This window comes from Chryseobacterium lineare, assembly GCF_977014045.1.
The window spans coordinates 3,486,169-3,500,777 of record NZ_CDRNIQ010000001.1 but is presented as its reverse complement, the minus strand read 5'-3'; the positions used below and the strand labels follow the sequence as shown (position 1 = coordinate 3,500,777).

General features: G+C 36.7%; 16 protein-coding genes. 11 read left to right on the top strand and 5 right to left on the bottom strand.

Annotated features, from left to right (window positions below):
- Positions 1–86: 86 nt before the first annotated feature.
- Entirely contained in the window at positions 87–1,445 is a 1,359-nt protein-coding gene (locus ACWNCI_RS15700) for an acyl-CoA dehydrogenase family protein (protein ID WP_449389019.1), read from the bottom strand.
- 203 nt (positions 1,446–1,648) lie between these two features.
- Here ACWNCI_RS15700 and ACWNCI_RS15695 point away from each other — a divergent pair, with 203 nt between their 5' ends.
- Positions 1,649–2,557, top strand: coding sequence for a DUF4349 domain-containing protein (locus ACWNCI_RS15695; RefSeq protein ID WP_449389018.1), 909 nt, complete (start codon positions 1,649–1,651; stop codon positions 2,555–2,557).
- 72 nt (positions 2,558–2,629) lie between these two features.
- Here the strand turns inward: ACWNCI_RS15695 and ACWNCI_RS15690 are convergent, their stop codons facing one another.
- Positions 2,630–4,057, bottom strand: a complete 1,428-nt coding sequence (locus tag ACWNCI_RS15690) for a glycoside hydrolase family 125 protein (protein ID WP_449389503.1) — start codon at positions 4,055–4,057, stop codon at positions 2,630–2,632.
- 191 nt (positions 4,058–4,248) lie between these two features.
- Between ACWNCI_RS15690 and pgi the strand changes: the two genes are divergently transcribed.
- The 9 genes from pgi (at position 4,249) to ACWNCI_RS15645 (ending at position 11,657) form a co-directional block, all read left to right on the top strand.
- Positions 4,249–5,889 carry a glucose-6-phosphate isomerase gene (gene pgi, locus ACWNCI_RS15685; RefSeq protein WP_449389017.1) on the top strand — a complete coding sequence of 547 codons (1,641 nt, stop codon included), beginning with the start codon at positions 4,249–4,251 and terminating at the stop codon, positions 5,887–5,889.
- A 40-nt stretch (positions 5,890–5,929) separates the two neighbouring features.
- Complete coding sequence (locus tag ACWNCI_RS15680; RefSeq protein ID WP_449389016.1) at positions 5,930–6,148, top strand: hypothetical protein; 219 nt, start codon at positions 5,930–5,932, stop codon at positions 6,146–6,148.
- Positions 6,138–6,428 (top strand): type II toxin-antitoxin system RelE/ParE family toxin, encoded by a 291-nt coding sequence (locus ACWNCI_RS15675; RefSeq protein WP_449389015.1) that lies wholly within the window; start codon positions 6,138–6,140, stop codon positions 6,426–6,428. The genes ACWNCI_RS15680 and ACWNCI_RS15675 overlap by 11 nt, the downstream gene beginning before the upstream one ends.
- Before the next feature lie 29 nt (positions 6,429–6,457).
- Positions 6,458–7,342 carry a bifunctional 5,10-methylenetetrahydrofolate dehydrogenase/5,10-methenyltetrahydrofolate cyclohydrolase gene (locus ACWNCI_RS15670; protein WP_089856500.1) on the top strand — a complete coding sequence of 295 codons (885 nt, stop codon included), beginning with the start codon at positions 6,458–6,460 and terminating at the stop codon, positions 7,340–7,342.
- A 7-nt stretch (positions 7,343–7,349) separates the two neighbouring features.
- Positions 7,350–7,979 carry a 7-carboxy-7-deazaguanine synthase QueE gene (locus ACWNCI_RS15665; protein WP_449389014.1) on the top strand — a complete coding sequence of 210 codons (630 nt, stop codon included), beginning with the start codon at positions 7,350–7,352 and terminating at the stop codon, positions 7,977–7,979.
- Between the two features lie 40 nt (positions 7,980–8,019).
- Complete coding sequence (locus ACWNCI_RS15660; protein ID WP_449389013.1) at positions 8,020–9,390, top strand: exopolysaccharide biosynthesis polyprenyl glycosylphosphotransferase; 1,371 nt, start codon at positions 8,020–8,022, stop codon at positions 9,388–9,390.
- Positions 9,391–9,494: 104 nt separating this feature from the next.
- Positions 9,495–10,247 carry an MlaE family ABC transporter permease gene (locus tag ACWNCI_RS15655; protein ID WP_346983473.1) on the top strand — a complete coding sequence of 251 codons (753 nt, stop codon included), beginning with the start codon at positions 9,495–9,497 and terminating at the stop codon, positions 10,245–10,247.
- On the top strand, positions 10,247–11,062 hold the full coding sequence (locus ACWNCI_RS15650; protein ID WP_449389012.1) for an ABC transporter ATP-binding protein: 816 nt from the start codon (positions 10,247–10,249) through the stop codon (positions 11,060–11,062). Before ACWNCI_RS15655 ends, ACWNCI_RS15650 begins: the two co-directional genes overlap by 1 nt.
- The gene (locus tag ACWNCI_RS15645) at positions 11,046–11,657 is read left to right on the top strand and encodes an outer membrane beta-barrel protein (protein WP_346983474.1); all 612 of its coding nucleotides are present in this window, start codon (positions 11,046–11,048) and stop codon (positions 11,655–11,657) included. Before ACWNCI_RS15650 ends, ACWNCI_RS15645 begins: the two co-directional genes overlap by 17 nt.
- A 36-nt stretch (positions 11,658–11,693) precedes the next feature.
- Here ACWNCI_RS15645 and ACWNCI_RS15640 read toward each other — a convergent pair whose 3' ends face one another.
- Positions 11,694–12,008 carry a hypothetical protein gene (locus tag ACWNCI_RS15640; RefSeq protein WP_346983475.1) on the bottom strand — a complete coding sequence of 105 codons (315 nt, stop codon included), beginning with the start codon at positions 12,006–12,008 and terminating at the stop codon, positions 11,694–11,696.
- 96 nt (positions 12,009–12,104) lie between these two features.
- Positions 12,105–12,911 carry a M48 family metalloprotease gene (locus ACWNCI_RS15635; protein WP_449389011.1) on the bottom strand — a complete coding sequence of 269 codons (807 nt, stop codon included), beginning with the start codon at positions 12,909–12,911 and terminating at the stop codon, positions 12,105–12,107.
- Between the two features lie 107 nt (positions 12,912–13,018).
- Here ACWNCI_RS15635 and ACWNCI_RS15630 point away from each other — a divergent pair, with 107 nt between their 5' ends.
- Positions 13,019–13,564 (top strand): DUF4251 domain-containing protein, encoded by a 546-nt coding sequence (locus ACWNCI_RS15630; protein WP_449389010.1) that lies wholly within the window; start codon positions 13,019–13,021, stop codon positions 13,562–13,564.
- Between the two features lie 2 nt (positions 13,565–13,566).
- Here the strand turns inward: ACWNCI_RS15630 and meaB are convergent, their stop codons facing one another.
- Entirely contained in the window at positions 13,567–14,550 is a 984-nt protein-coding gene (meaB, locus tag ACWNCI_RS15625; RefSeq protein ID WP_449389009.1) for a methylmalonyl Co-A mutase-associated GTPase MeaB, read from the bottom strand.
- Between the last annotated feature and the right edge of the window lie 59 nt (positions 14,551–14,609).

The window sequence follows — 14,609 nt, the reverse complement described above, 5'->3', positions numbered from 1 at the left end:
ATGTGAATGGTCAATTGTCAATTCGCTTTGCTTGTCAATTTTAAAAATCCACTTGCGAAGCAAAATTCACAATTGACCATTGAATATTAAACAAATGCACTGAAACCGGTAATCGATCTTCCGACAATCAGTGAATTGATTTCTTTTGTTCCTTCATAGGAATAAATCGCTTCGGCGTCGGCAACAAATCGAGCCACGTCGTATTCAAGGAGGATTCCGTTTCCGCCCATAACTTCGCGGGCTCTGGAAACAATATCCCTTGTCCTCATGGTACAAAAAACTTTAGCCAAAGAAGCATGTTCATCTTTTAAAATTCCTTCATCCTGCATTTCTGAAAGTCTGAAAACCATCGTCTGCATCGCCGTTAAATTCGACAGCATTTCCACCAGATGCCCCTGAATCATCTGGAAAGAAGCAATCGGCTTCCCGAACTGTTCTCTTTTCCGGGTGTAGTCTAATGCACTTTCATACGCACCTCTTGCACAACCTGTTGCCATCCACGCAACGCCGGCCCTCGTCATTCTCAAAACTTTTGCCGTGTCTTTAAATGAGTTGGCATTTTGCAGACGGTTTTCTTCCGTTATTAAGCAGTCTTTTAAAGTAATCAATCCGTTCTGAACAATTCTTAAAGCCATTTTTCCTTTAATTTTCTCCACGGAATAACCGGGATTATCTTTTTCAACGATGAAACCTTTTACTTCTCCGTCACCTAAATCTCTTGCCCAGATGATAATGATATCCGCAAATGTTGCGTTTCCTATCCATTTTTTTTGTCCGTTTAAAATCCATCCGTCGGGAGTTTTTTTACAGGTTACCGTTAATCCGCCTGCTGCTCCGGAACCCACTTCAGGTTCCGTTAAGCCAAATGCACCGATTTTCTCAAACTTTTGCATCTGAGGAAGCCATTTCTGTTTTTGCTCTTCAGATCCGCAGATATAAATCGAACCCATGGAAAGCCCGGACTGCACCCCAAAGAAAGTCGCGATAGAAGCATCAACCCTCGCCATTTCCATAGCCAAAACACCTTCCATCAAAAAAGGCATTCCCGGACAACCGTAACCTTCATAAGTAACACCACAAATATTCAGCTTCTGAAATTTAGGAATTAATTCATGCGGAAATTCGTCTCTCAGCCAGTAATGGTTCACCAGAGGTTTCACTTCTTTTTCCATGAAGTCTCTTACTTTAAGCTGAATTTCCCTTTGCTCCGGGCTTAAGGTATGATAGATATCGTAAAAATCTCCGTCGATCGGCGGAAGATCTTTCTTTTTTTTATCAGGATCAAGCATTTTCATCATGCCTTTCAATTGCTTATCATCCAGCTTAGAAAAGTTCTCCATTAATTTGGGAAGATTTACTTTTTGGGAAATAGTACTCAGCTGATCAAAATCAATGGATCTGAATAATTCTATAGCGTTTCGGATTTTAGAAAAGGTATTAGACATATTATTTGAAATTTAATTTGTAAAACATCAGCAAAAATCAATCCGACGTGGTATTAATACAGACAGATTAATTTACAAATACCTGATTTAAAGACATTTAATTATTATATATTTATTTACAAGGCTTTTACGTGTGATTTTCAAATATTACAAATGATTCCGCCTGAACTTTGGATTAAGCAAAACATTAAAAAAATAAATCTATGAAAACAACGTACATCAGACTATCATTAGCAAGCGCACTTTTACTTGGAATTTATTCATGTAAAAAAGGAGAAACAACGGCAGATTATGATGCTAGCACGAGTGCAGATTCTACAGCTGCAATTGTTTCAGACAGTATTTCATCTGCAGCAACGATGAGCGTAAAAGACAAACAGTTCATTAAAACCGCTAATGTAAATATGGAAGTAAAAGATGTTTATAACGCGACTATTTCCATTGAAAAATCGGTACAGGAACTTGGAGGATTTGTAACACATAGTGATCTGAAAAGCAATGTTATTTCCGAAGACACCTATAATACGTCGGATAAGGAAGCCATGCTGATCAAAAAATATCAATCAGAAAACATGATGCAGGTAAGAGTTCCGACTGCTAAGCTTGGTGAATTACTAACTTTAATAAATGACAAAAAGCTATTTCTTAATTCAAGATCCATTCATGCAGAAGATGTGACTTCAGGGATAAAATATGCTGAGCTGGAAGGAAAAAGAATTAAAAAAACTGAAGAAAATATTGACAAACTGAAGACCAATAAAGATAAAGTCAATATGGGCAATGAAAATATGGCGGAAGCCAATCAACAGCAACTGGCAAACATGGATGTAACCGATAATTTAAAATATAGTACCGTCGATATTTACATTAAAGAACCTAAAGTAAGAGTTGCCACAATCGCTATTACCAACACCAAGAGCATTGATGATCAATATAAGTTTGATTTTGTATATGGCGCAAAATCAGCATTCGTGGAAGGCTTTTACTTAATACAAAAAATTGTAGTCGGATTGATTACTATTTGGCCAATTATATTAATCGGAGCGGTAATCGTTTATGTTGTAAGAAAAAGAAAACCTACCAAAAAGCGACAGCCGACCACTGAAATATAAGCTATCATAACCTTCGGGTTATCAATATATATTTCAACTTAAAACCTCTGGAAAAGTCCGGAGGTTTTATGCTTAAAATTTTCTCTTTAAAATTTCAGGTTTTGTTTTATGAAGATGGAGAATAAGTTCACCGAAAAGCGTATTAGCCCATGCAAACCACGATCTTGTAAAATCTTTGGGATTGTCGACATCAAAAGATTCATGAATAAATCCTGTTCCGGCATGAGTGACTTTAAGCATTTTTAAACAGGAAACAATTTCGTCATCGTCATCGGTCGTTAAAGCCTGCATAATTAAACCGAGCGGCCAGATTTTATGTTCTCCGATGTGCGGCCCGCCGATTCCTTTAGCAAATTTTCCTTCACTGAACCACGGATTTGTCTTACTTAAAGAAAATTTTCTTGTATTTCGGTAAATATCATCATCTTTTGAAGCGTAGCCTAAATAAGGAATCGACAACAAATTCGGAACATTCGCGTCATCCATAAATAAAGCATTTCCGAAACCATCAATTTCCAGAGCATAAATTTTTCCGGCTTCAGGATGATTGAGAATAGCATATTTCCGAATCGCTTCATCCACTTCAGCGGCTAAGGTTTCGAATTGAGCGGAAGAATTTTCATCTTTTAAAACTTTAGAAAAAATTTCAGCAGTTTCACGTAAAGAAACCACTGCAAACATATTCGAAGAAACTAAAAGCGGGTAGAAAGTAGCATCGTCGGAAGGCCTGAACATAGAATGAATCAGTCCGACTTTCTTTGTCGGATTTCCGTAGCCACCGGCATATTGCGTATCCAAAGGGTTTCCATTTGCACGCTGAAATTTATATGGCCCTTTTGAATCTTTTCGCTGCTGATCTTTAAAGGTCTGTAAAATCAGGCGCATCGCCTTCTTCCAATCTGAATCAAAAACAGAAGAATCTCCGGTTGCTTTCCAGTAATTGTAAGACAAACGCATGACGTAGCATAAAGAATCCACTTCCCATTTCCGTTCATGAATTCCCGGTTTCATATCGGTGAGATCTTCTTTCCATTCACTTATTTTATGGGCATCATCGAAAAATGCATTGGCATAAGGATCAAGAAGAACACATTCAATCTGTTTATTGATGACTCCTTTCAGCAGTTGTTTCAGTTTTTCATCTTCGTTGACAAGACTCAAATAAGGATAAACCTGCGCCGAAGAATCCCGAAGCCACATCGCATCAATATCTCCTGTAATGACATAGGTGTGAGGTTTATTGTTTTTATGATAAAATTTTACAGTTGTATCTAATGTATTGGGAAAGCAGTTTTCGAACATCCAGCCCAATTCTTCATCAGCAATTGTTTTTTTTATGGTTTTAATTGTTTTCTCAACGGCTTCGGAGGTAAACTTCCTTTGATCCGGATTGGGTCTTTTGGAAATATAATCGTTTATGATTAAAAATTTTGCAGATGTTGGTATGGCAAGAAAACCGAATCCTATTCCTGACTTTTTTATAAATTCCCGTCTGTTGATCATTGTGTCGATTAAAATTTAATTTTAAAAATAATGATTTTACACGTAACGCGAACTTGTCATCTCATTTTTAATCATCCATTAACATCATTGGAGTAAAATTCCGTAAATTTGCAAATCAACAATCTATTACGGAGATTTAGCGATCATCGATGCTGAATTTCCTGTCTTAAAACCTTAATTCTAAATATATGCTATCAAAAATAAATCCTACCCAAACCAACAGCTGGAAAGCGCTCGACGAAGAATTTACTAATAATGATTTTGATTTAAGAAGCCTTTTTAAGGATAATGAAAATCGTTTTAATGAATTTTCTGTTAAAAGAACTAATTTTTTATTTGATTATTCTAAAAACTTAATGGATTCTAAAGTAAAGAATCTTTTATTAAATCTTGCGGAAGAATGCGAATTGAAAGATGCTATTTCCAAAATGTTCTCCGGTGATAAAATCAACGAAACAGAAGGAAGAGCAGTTCTGCATACAGCTTTGAGGGATTTTTCCGATAGAGAAATTATAGTAGACGGAGAAAACATCAAACCTCAGATCAAAAGGGTTTTGGATCACATGAAATCTTTCTCGGAAAGTATTATTTCAGGAACTCACAAAGGTTTCAGCGGCAAAGAAATTACTGACGTTGTGAACATCGGAATCGGAGGTTCAGATTTGGGTCCTGTTATGGTAGTTTCTGCCTTGAAGCATTTTAAAACAAGGTTAAACGTTCATTTTGTTTCCAATGTAGACGGAAATCATATTGCAGAAGTTGTAAAGAATTTAAATCCTGAAACCACTTTATTTATTGTGGCTTCCAAAACATTTACGACACAGGAGACCATGACCAATGCAAATTCAGCAAAAGATTGGTTCTTAAAAGCTGGAAAACAGGAAGATGTAGCAAAACATTTTGTCGCTTTATCGACTAATATTCAAGCCGTTAAAGACTTCGGAATCGCGGAAGAGAATATCTTTGAATTCTGGGATTGGGTTGGCGGAAGATATTCGCTTTGGAGTGCAATCGGCTTAAGTATTGTTCTTGCTGTAGGATATGAAAATTTTGAACAATTATTAAGAGGAGCTTACGATACAGACCAGCATTTTCAAACAGCAGATTTTGGTGAAAATATTCCTGTTTTAATGGGATTAATCGGAATTTGGTATCGTAATTTTTATGCCGCTACAACAGTCGCAATCCTTCCATATTCTCAATATTTAGATAGATTTCCGGCATATTTTCAGCAGGGAGATATGGAAAGTAACGGAAAATGTGTCGATAGAAACGGTGAATTTGTAGAATATGAGACAGGACCAATTATCTGGGGAGAGCCGGGAACTAATGGACAGCATGCTTTCTACCAATTAATTCATCAGGGAACAGAATTGATTCCTGCAGATTTTATTGCCTATGCAAAAAGTCCAAATAAAGTTTCTGATCATCAAGATAAATTATTAGCGAACTTTTTCGCTCAGACCGAGGCACTTGCGTTCGGAAAAACAGAGCAAGAAGTAGAAGCAGAATTAAGAACTTCCGGAAAATCTGACGAGGAAATTGAATTTTTATTAAATTATAAAGTCTTCCAGGGAAATACACCAACCAACTCTATATTATTCAATGAATTAACTCCTTTTTCACTAGGACAATTAATTGCGTTGTATGAGCATAAAATTTTCGTTCAGGGTGTAATTTGGAACATTTTCAGCTTCGACCAGTTTGGTGTGGAATTAGGAAAAGTTTTAGCCAATAAAATTTTACCGGAACTTGAAAATAATGAGAACATTAGCTCTCACGATACTTCAACAAACGGATTGATTAATTATTATAAAGCCAACAGATAACTATTACAGATTTTCATTAATTTTGATTAAAAATAAAGATATGAGTACCATTACGATACATCTCAAAGATAAAGAAGAGGAAACTTTAATGGAGAATCTTTTAAAAAGAATGAAAATCAACTTTGAGAAAAACGAAGATGATTTTGAGCTGACAGATGAAATGAAACGAGTGATTGATGAGGCGTTGAAACAGGACAGATCTACAGCTGTAGATGGTTGGGAATCATTAAAAAGAATTAGAGCCAAGTATGGACTTTAATTTTAAATTTTTGCCTATTGCTGAAGAGAATATCGAAGAAGCAACAGACTATTATGCTAAAATTTCACTGAAAGTTCTGAAGGATTTTAACAAACAGTTGGATCTTTCTATAAGCAGGATTATCACCAATCCCTATTTTCAGAAAAGGTTTAAATCTGTACGAGCTTTCCCCGTAAAAAAATTCCCTTATATCATTTTCTACGAAGTAAATGAAAACGAAAAAATGATATACATCCTATCCGTTTTCTGCACTCATCAGACCCCGGAAAAATATCCTTAAAAATCTAATAATAAAAGTAATAAATAAAAATGGCAGAAATTCTTGACGGATTAAAAATATCCAAAGAAATAAAACAGGAAATCAAGGCTGAAGTTGAAAAGATCGTTGCAGGTAAAAGAAGAGCGCCGCATCTGGTAGCCATTCTTGTAGGAAACAATGGAGCAAGCAAAGCGTATGTCAATTCAAAAGTAAAAGACTGCGAAGAAGTTGGCTTTCAATCAAGCTTAATTAAATTTCCAAGTACGGTTTCTGAGTCCGAATTATTGGAAAAAATTGATGAATTAAATAAGTCTAAAGCCGTTGACGGATTTATCGTTCAGCTTCCTTTACCCGATCAGATCGATCAGGAAAAAATCATCAATGCTATTGATCCAAGAAAAGATGTTGACGGCTTCCACCCGGAAAATTTCGGAAGAATGGCACTGGAAATGGACACGTTCCTGCCGGCAACACCATTTGGAATTTTAACATTACTGGAAAGATACAATATTGAAACAAAAGGGAAAGACTGTGTAATCATCGGAAGAAGTAAAATCGTCGGAAGACCGATGAGTATTCTGATGGGAAGAAAAGATTTCCCCGGAAATTCAACCGTTACTCTTACACACTCTTATACCAAAGATATTGAAGAATATACTAAAAAAGCAGACATTGTAATCACGGCTTTAGGTGACCCTCATTTCCTGAAAGGAGATATGATCAAAGAAGGAGCAGTGATCGTTGACGTAGGCATTACAAGAGTAGACGATGACTCTCCGAAAGGATATTATCTGGCAGGTGATGTAGATTTTGACAGCTGTGCTGCAAAAGCTAGCTGGATCACGCCTGTTCCCGGAGGTGTGGGCCCCATGACAAGAGCGATGTTGATGAAAAATACCATCATTGCCTATAAGACTTCGGTCTATAATGACTAAATTTAAAATGAAAATAGAAGAAGATATTTTATTAAAAGAAGGTAAAATGCTCCCTGTAATGGAGCATTTTTACACTCTTCAGGGAGAAGGAGCGCACACCGGAAAAGCAGCTTATTTCATCAGATTGGGCGGATGCGATGTCGGATGCCACTGGTGCGATGTAAAAGAAAGCTGGGATCCGAATCTGCATCCTTTAATGAATGCGGAAGAAATTGCAGAAACAGCGGCAAAATACTGCAAAACAATAGTTTTAACAGGCGGCGAACCCCTGATGTGGAATCTTGATATTTTAACATCAAGATTAAAAGAGCTGGGCTGTACTATTCATATAGAAACCTCAGGAGCTTATCCGCTTAGCGGGCAGATCGACTGGATTACACTTTCTCCTAAAAAAACAGGACTGCCAAAAGAAGAAATTTATCAGAAAGCGCATGAACTTAAGGTCATTGTATTTAATAATAATGATTTGAAATTTGCACAGGAACAGGCAGCTAAGGTATCGGATAGCTGTACATTATATCTTCAGAGTGAATGGAGTAAGCGTGATGAGATGTATCCGAAAATCACAGACTTCATTTTAGAACATCCGGAATGGAGAGCATCAGTTCAGACACACAAATATCTGAATATCCCGTAAAAATATGTAAATTAGCTTTTCGTATCCGTTATTATCATAGATGCAGAGAATCCGATACTCCAGATACCTGAAATCGATCATCGCTTTGCTTGACCTTTTGGTTATTGCATCTATCTTCATGTTCTTTTATATAACGAGGAATCAGAATCTTAAACAAAGCCCGGAGATATGGTATCAGAATTCGTTTTCCCTGATGTTATTGTTTTTGTTCTGGATGCTTCTGAGTAGCAGAACAAGAATTTATAATATTCCCAGGAATCTCACCTATACCTTGTTTCTGGAACGCCTGCTGATTCATTTTTTACTGTTTATTCTGGGCGTTCTGCTGATTGGAAAAGTCAGCTATAATGTTTTTTTCAACTCAGATATTTACTGGCTTTCATTCTATTTATTCTTCTTCATTTTCTTTGTTAAATCATTGATATTCTTTGGCATAAAATACGTCAGAAGTCTGGGAATCAATCACCGGAATATCATGTTTTTAAATGAAAACAGCTCTACGGAAGTTTTAAAAAACATTTTAAAGGAAAGAAAAGATTACGGATATAAAATTTTTGAATACAAGCATACAGAAATAAAAACGGATGAGCTGATAGAATTCTGGCAAAAGAACGGAATTCACACACTCTTTATCCCTATAGAAAATACGTACAGCCCCGGTACCGAAAAAGAGATTTTCAAATTGGCAGAAGCCCATAAAGTACACATTTCACTAATCCCAAGCATCACTCAAAGCGACTTTTTCCTCTATGATTTAGGGTACATTCAGACACAGCCGGTTCTTAATCAGGCAAAATATCCGCTGGATTTTTACTCCAATTATTTACTGAAAAGAGCTTTTGATATTGTATTTTCCGTTGTCGTCATCATCGGGATCTGTTCATGGCTGTTTCCTGTCATTGCTGTTTTAATTAGAATTTCCTCAAAAGGACCTGTATTTTTTATTCAGGAGCGATATGGTTTTCACGAAGAAGTTTTTAAATGCATTAAATTCCGGACAATGATTGTTAATGACGAGTCTTCAACAAAAACAACTGAGGAGAATGACGTACGAATTACCCGCTTCGGGAAATTTTTAAGAAAAACAAGTCTTGATGAGATGCCACAGTTTATTAATGTGTTAAAAGGCGAGATGTCAATTGTAGGACCACGACCTCATATGCTGGCAGTAGACAATTATTACAAGCCTAAAATAGGAAGATATAGCCTGAGAAGCATGGTAAACCCCGGAATTACGGGACTTGCCCAGGTAAACGGACTGCGTGGTGACGCGGGCGATGTGGAAGTTGAAATGAATAAAAGAGTCCTTGCAGATTCTTTCTATGTAAGAAACTGGAGTTTTACACTGGATATGGTCATTATTTTAAAAACTGTTTTCCTGGTAATCGGTGGAGATAAAAATGCAAAGTAAATATTTTGGTCTACATTATGATATACTAAATGTGATCGTGAACAGAGCCTGGATCTGGTTTCAATCTTTAATGAATTAAATAAAAAAAAGTCTAATTTAGCAGAATGTTAAAAAAGTTTTTTACAGCAGTCGGAGAATACATCATCCTTCTCGGTAAATCTATGCAGAAGCCACAGAAAATGAAGGTTTTCTGGAAACTTCTCATGAGAGAGATCAATGATTTGGGTGTTAATTCATTTGGGCTCGTCATCTTTACTTCTATATTCGTAGGAGCCGTAGTCGCTATCCAGATGTTCAATAACTTTGATGCCTCTTCATTTCCTATTCCGCCTTCTTTTGTTGGTTATGCTACAAAAGCAGTTTTGGTACTGGAATTTTCACCTACCATCATCAGTCTTATTCTGGCAGGGAAAGTAGGATCTTATATAGCATCAAGTATAGGAACGATGAGGGTTTCTGAGCAAATCGATGCCCTTGATATCATGGGAGTAAATTCTCCTAACTTTTTGATTTTGCCGAAAATCGTTGCCTGTGTTATATTTAATCCTTTATTAATTGCAATAAGCATTGTATTCGGAATTGGAGGAGGCTATATCGCCGGGATTCTCACCGGAAACTGGACGACCAATGATTATATTGTGGGAATCCAGATGTATATGCCAAACCTGTTTATTTATTATGCATTTACCAAAACAATTGTTTTTGCTTTTATTATAGCAACAGTACCTTCTTATTATGGATACAATGTAAAAGGCGGTTCACTGGAAGTGGGTAGAGCAAGTACTCAGGCGGTAGTTTGGACGATGGTATTCATTATCCTTTCAGAATTACTATTAACCCAATTAATATTAAGCTAATGATTGAGGTAAAAGATCTTAAAAAAAGTTTTGACCAGGTTGAGGTACTTAAAGGAATTTCAACTTGTTTTGATAAAGGGAAAGTAAATCTGATCATCGGGCAAAGTGGCTCCGGAAAAACGGTTTTCCTGAAAAGTCTGCTTAATGTTTATCAACCTACTTCAGGTGAAATCCTGTTTGAAGGTAAAGACATCAACGTTATGTCAAGAGATGATAAGCAGCATCTGCGCTCAGAAATCGGAACGGTTTTCCAGGGAGGTGCTTTGTTTGATTCTTTAACTGTTGAAGAAAATATCATGTTCCCGCTGGATATGTTTACTAATTTAACATTCAGAGAAAAGAAAAGACGTGTTTTTGAAGTAATCGGAAGAGTGCATCTCGATAAAGCCAATAAAAAATTTCCATCTGAAATCTCAGGGGGAATGCAAAAGCGTGTGGCGATTGCAAGAGCAATTGTCAACAATCCTAAATATCTTTTCTGTGATGAGCCGAATTCCGGGCTGGATCCTTATACCTCTAATGTAATTGATGATCTGTTACTGGAAATCACAAAAGAATACAACACGACAACCATCATCAATACCCACGATATGAATTCTGTAATGACGATTGGCGAGAAAATTGTATATCTGAGATTAGGAATTAAAGAGTGGGAAGGCAACAAAGATATCCTGATCACAGCAGGCAATAAAAATCTTATTGATTTCGTTTATTCATCAGAGTTATTTAAAGAGCTGAGAGAATATATGCTTGAAAATAACAAAACCATTGATAATACCATTACAAAAATTGAAGATAATGAAAAAGATTCTTAGTATAGCATTAATAGGTTTTTCCATGCTGGCTTCTGCACAGATTTCTCTGGCAGGAAAAGCAAATATAATATTCCCTACAGGATCTCCTTCGTGGCAGAATATTAAAGGAACCGTAAACCAGGCGATTGAAGGAGAGGGCAAGAACAATGCGGGATTTAACGTAGGTTTGTCTTTAAAAGTAGGATTGCCTACTTCATTTTATCTGATGCCGGAATTGTATTATACCAATTTTAAAAATGAATTCACTACAGCCAATACAACTTTTGACATTAAAAGCAGTAGAATTGATCTTCCCGTTCTTTTAGGATACAACATTTTAGGAAATACCCTGGGCGTTTTTGTAGGTCCGGTGGCGAGCTACAACTTAGCCAAGGAAGACACTTTCAACGATTTTAAAGAAAATGCAAGAGATAATTTTACCGTAGGATACCAGTTCGGTGCTCAGGTAGAAATCTCAAAATTGATCTTAAATGCAAGATATGAAGGAGCATTCAGTAAAGATTCCCGAGAATTTATCAACAGAAACACGAGTGAAGAAATTCGCTATGACAACAGACCCAACCTGTTTATGGTAGGTGTAGGATATAAGTTTTAAATTAAATTTAAAAATATAATAAATCCTCAGTTCTCTCTAGAGCTGAGGATTTTGATTTCTCATATCAAGCTCAGCTTCACGTCTTGCTATGTCTGCTGCTTTTTTCTCAAGCTCTTCTTTTTCATACTGAAGCTGTTTAAATTCTTTTCTTTTTTGCTCAGCTTTTATAGCACTTCCTTTGCTTACATATCCCACCATTCCTCCGATAATTAAACCAATTCCGATACCTCCTAAAATCCCCATGATGTGAGGCATTCCCAAATCATTAATTGTGAAATTATTAGCCGTCAGATAAAACAGAAGTATCGATAACGCTAAAAGAATAAGTCCTATTACTGTTAAATTTTTCATAGTATTATATTAAGTTTAAAATTTAAAGCCTTACTAAATTTAATGAAAATTCAATAAGGCCTTTACTCAAGATTAAATTATTTTGTAGTATAAATATTATATTTTCCCACCTGCTGCTTTGTAATACTCTAAAGCTTTTGGCAAGTCTTTGTTAATGTCTGAAATTCTTGTCTCAGGATTCGGGTGAGTAGATAAGAATTCCGGTTGTCTTGCTCCTTTGGATGCTGCTTCCATTCTTCCCCAGAAAGGAATTGCTTCTCTCGGATCATATCCAGCCATTCCCATCAAGTAAAGCCCCATCTGATCTGCTTCAGATTCCTGATTTCTCCCGTATTTCAATAATGCGACCTGAGAACCGATAGGATACACGGCTTCAAATACGTTTGCCCACTGAGCGTTTGATATGGTTCCTCCTAAGATTGCTCCGCCGTATTGTGCTACCATAGCTTGTGAAATTCTTTCATTACCATGTCCTGCAAGAGCATGAGATACTTCGTGTCCCAACACAACGGCAAGTCCATTTTCATTTTTTGTAATAGGTAAAATCCCCGTATAGACAGCTACTTTTCCGCCAGGCATACACCAGGCATTAAGCTCATTACTTTGTATAAGATTAAATTCCCAACTGTAATTGGCAAGGTCTGCAGAACGGCCAATCGACTGATAATATCTTTCAGCAGCAGATTTTATTCTCGATCCTACATTTACCACTTTTTTTGCGTCTGCTGTTCCTGTGATTACCTTAGATTTCCCTAATGTTGATTTGTATTCCTGAGCCGACATCGTCAGGATTTCCGAATTGTTTGCCAACTGTAAAGAAGACCTTCCCGTGATCGGATTGGTAGTACAAGCTGCAAGGGTAAGAGCCATAGCTCCAATTCCTAATAAATGTGTAAATTTCATAGTTCGAGTGTTATTAGTTCAACCTTTACAATTTTTATTCCAAAATAAATTTCAGATCTTATATTTGCATACAATTTGATGTTTAATTTAGCAATATATATTTAATTATGAAAAAGTTAATTTCAATAATATGCATATTCAGTTTTCTGATGTTTTTTGAAAACTGCTCATCCCAGAGTAATATGGATCCGCAGGCAGTTACGGCACTAATCAATTCTCAGGACTTTTCTTTTCATGCACAAAGGGCAAACCCTACGAATTATGATGTCATCAACGTCATGACTTCAATGCCGAATGCCCCTGCGACGAGAATACTCGACCTTTCGGGAAGCAATTACAGTGTTGATGTAAGGCCGGATAAACTGGAAGTGGTATTGCCTTATTTCGGAAGAGTATTTAATCCCAGCTACGGCGATAATTCTCAAAACAGTTATAGATTTACATCAAACGATTTCACAGTAAACAAAAGCCAGAACAAAAAAGGAACCTGGACTGTAAGAATAAAGCTAAACGATACAAACAGAGCTGATGAGATTATTATGGAGATTACGAAATCAGGCAGAGCTTTCACATCGATAAGAAGCAATGACAGACAGCCGATTTCCTATGACGGATACATTACAAAGAATGAAGAGCAGAAAGTACAGCCTTAACTTTAGTCTTCAGATAAAAACTTGTCTACAAATAATTTTGCTTCGGTACTTGGATTGGAAACCAGTGCTGAAGCATTTTTTTTATGTTGAATATAAGCTTCTTCCAGAGAATTATTCTTCTTCATCGCCGATAGAATATATTCCTGAACCCAGTACTCGAAACGTTTTTCAGCCTGCTGATTCCTAACTTCAGAAAATCTGCCGGATTTCTTTTTTAGGGAAATAAATTCATTTATTCTTTCAAAAACCTCATCAAGGCCTTCATTGCTTAAGGCAGACCCCAATAAAACCGGAACTTTCCAGCCTTTTTCTTTAGGAGGAATAAAATCTAAAGCTCTTTTCAGTTCAAGCCTTGTATTCTTCGCTTTCTGGAGATTGTCTTTATCAACCTTATTAATGAAGATCACGTCTACCATCTCCATGATTCCGCGCTTGATTCCCTGCAGTTCATCACCACCTCCGATAATTTTTAAAAACAAAAAAACATCGGTAATATCAGCCACCAGAACTTCAGATTGCCCTACTCCAACGGTTTCAATTAAAATATAATCGTATCCTGCCGCTTCACAGATCATCATTGTTTCAAAAGTCGTATTGGCAACACCTCCCAGAAATCCTGAACTTGGGGAAGGCCGGATAAAAGCATTTTCTTCTTTGGCAAGCTCTTCCATTCTGGTTTTGTCCCCGAGAATACTTCCTTTATTGATCGCTGAACTTGGATCAATCGCGAGAACAGCCACCTTTTTGCCGTTGGCAATCGCAAGCCTCCCAAAATTTTCAATAAAAGTTGATTTTCCCGCACCCGGAACGCCTGTTACACCCACTCTGATCGAATTTCCTGTAAAAGACATGATCCCTTTCAACAATTCTTCAGCCTGCTGACGGTGCTCAGCCTTTTTACTTTCAACTAATGTAATGGCTTTTGCAATCAGGCGTTTGTTGCCTGACTGTATTCCTTCTATTAGCTCTTCTGTAGAAAATTTCATTCATTCAAAAATAAGGATTAAAGTGTGAACGATCAATAGCCAATTGGTCTCACCTGATA

Bases quoted from the DNA above. Each gene is read 5' to 3' on its own strand.
- ACWNCI_RS15700 (WP_449389019.1), bottom strand. From the start codon at position 1,445: ATGTCTAATACCTTTTCTAAAATCCGAAACGCTATAGAATTATTCAGA.
- ACWNCI_RS15695 (WP_449389018.1), top strand. From the start codon at position 1,649: ATGAAAACAACGTACATCAGACTATCATTAGCAAGCGCACTTTTACTT.
- pgi (WP_449389017.1), top strand. From the start codon at position 4,249: ATGCTATCAAAAATAAATCCTACCCAAACCAACAGCTGGAAAGCGCTC.
- ACWNCI_RS15680 (WP_449389016.1), top strand. From the start codon at position 5,930: ATGAGTACCATTACGATACATCTCAAAGATAAAGAAGAGGAAACTTTA.
- ACWNCI_RS15675 (WP_449389015.1), top strand. From the start codon at position 6,138: ATGGACTTTAATTTTAAATTTTTGCCTATTGCTGAAGAGAATATCGAA.
- ACWNCI_RS15670 (WP_089856500.1), top strand. From the start codon at position 6,458: ATGGCAGAAATTCTTGACGGATTAAAAATATCCAAAGAAATAAAACAG.
- ACWNCI_RS15665 (WP_449389014.1), top strand. From the start codon at position 7,350: ATGAAAATAGAAGAAGATATTTTATTAAAAGAAGGTAAAATGCTCCCT.
- ACWNCI_RS15660 (WP_449389013.1), top strand. From the start codon at position 8,020: ATGCAGAGAATCCGATACTCCAGATACCTGAAATCGATCATCGCTTTG.
- ACWNCI_RS15655 (WP_346983473.1), top strand. From the start codon at position 9,495: ATGTTAAAAAAGTTTTTTACAGCAGTCGGAGAATACATCATCCTTCTC.
- ACWNCI_RS15650 (WP_449389012.1), top strand. From the start codon at position 10,247: ATGATTGAGGTAAAAGATCTTAAAAAAAGTTTTGACCAGGTTGAGGTA.
- ACWNCI_RS15645 (WP_346983474.1), top strand. From the start codon at position 11,046: ATGAAAAAGATTCTTAGTATAGCATTAATAGGTTTTTCCATGCTGGCT.
- ACWNCI_RS15640 (WP_346983475.1), bottom strand. From the start codon at position 12,008: ATGAAAAATTTAACAGTAATAGGACTTATTCTTTTAGCGTTATCGATA.
- ACWNCI_RS15635 (WP_449389011.1), bottom strand. From the start codon at position 12,911: ATGAAATTTACACATTTATTAGGAATTGGAGCTATGGCTCTTACCCTT.
- ACWNCI_RS15630 (WP_449389010.1), top strand. From the start codon at position 13,019: ATGAAAAAGTTAATTTCAATAATATGCATATTCAGTTTTCTGATGTTT.
- meaB (WP_449389009.1), bottom strand. From the start codon at position 14,550: ATGAAATTTTCTACAGAAGAGCTAATAGAAGGAATACAGTCAGGCAAC.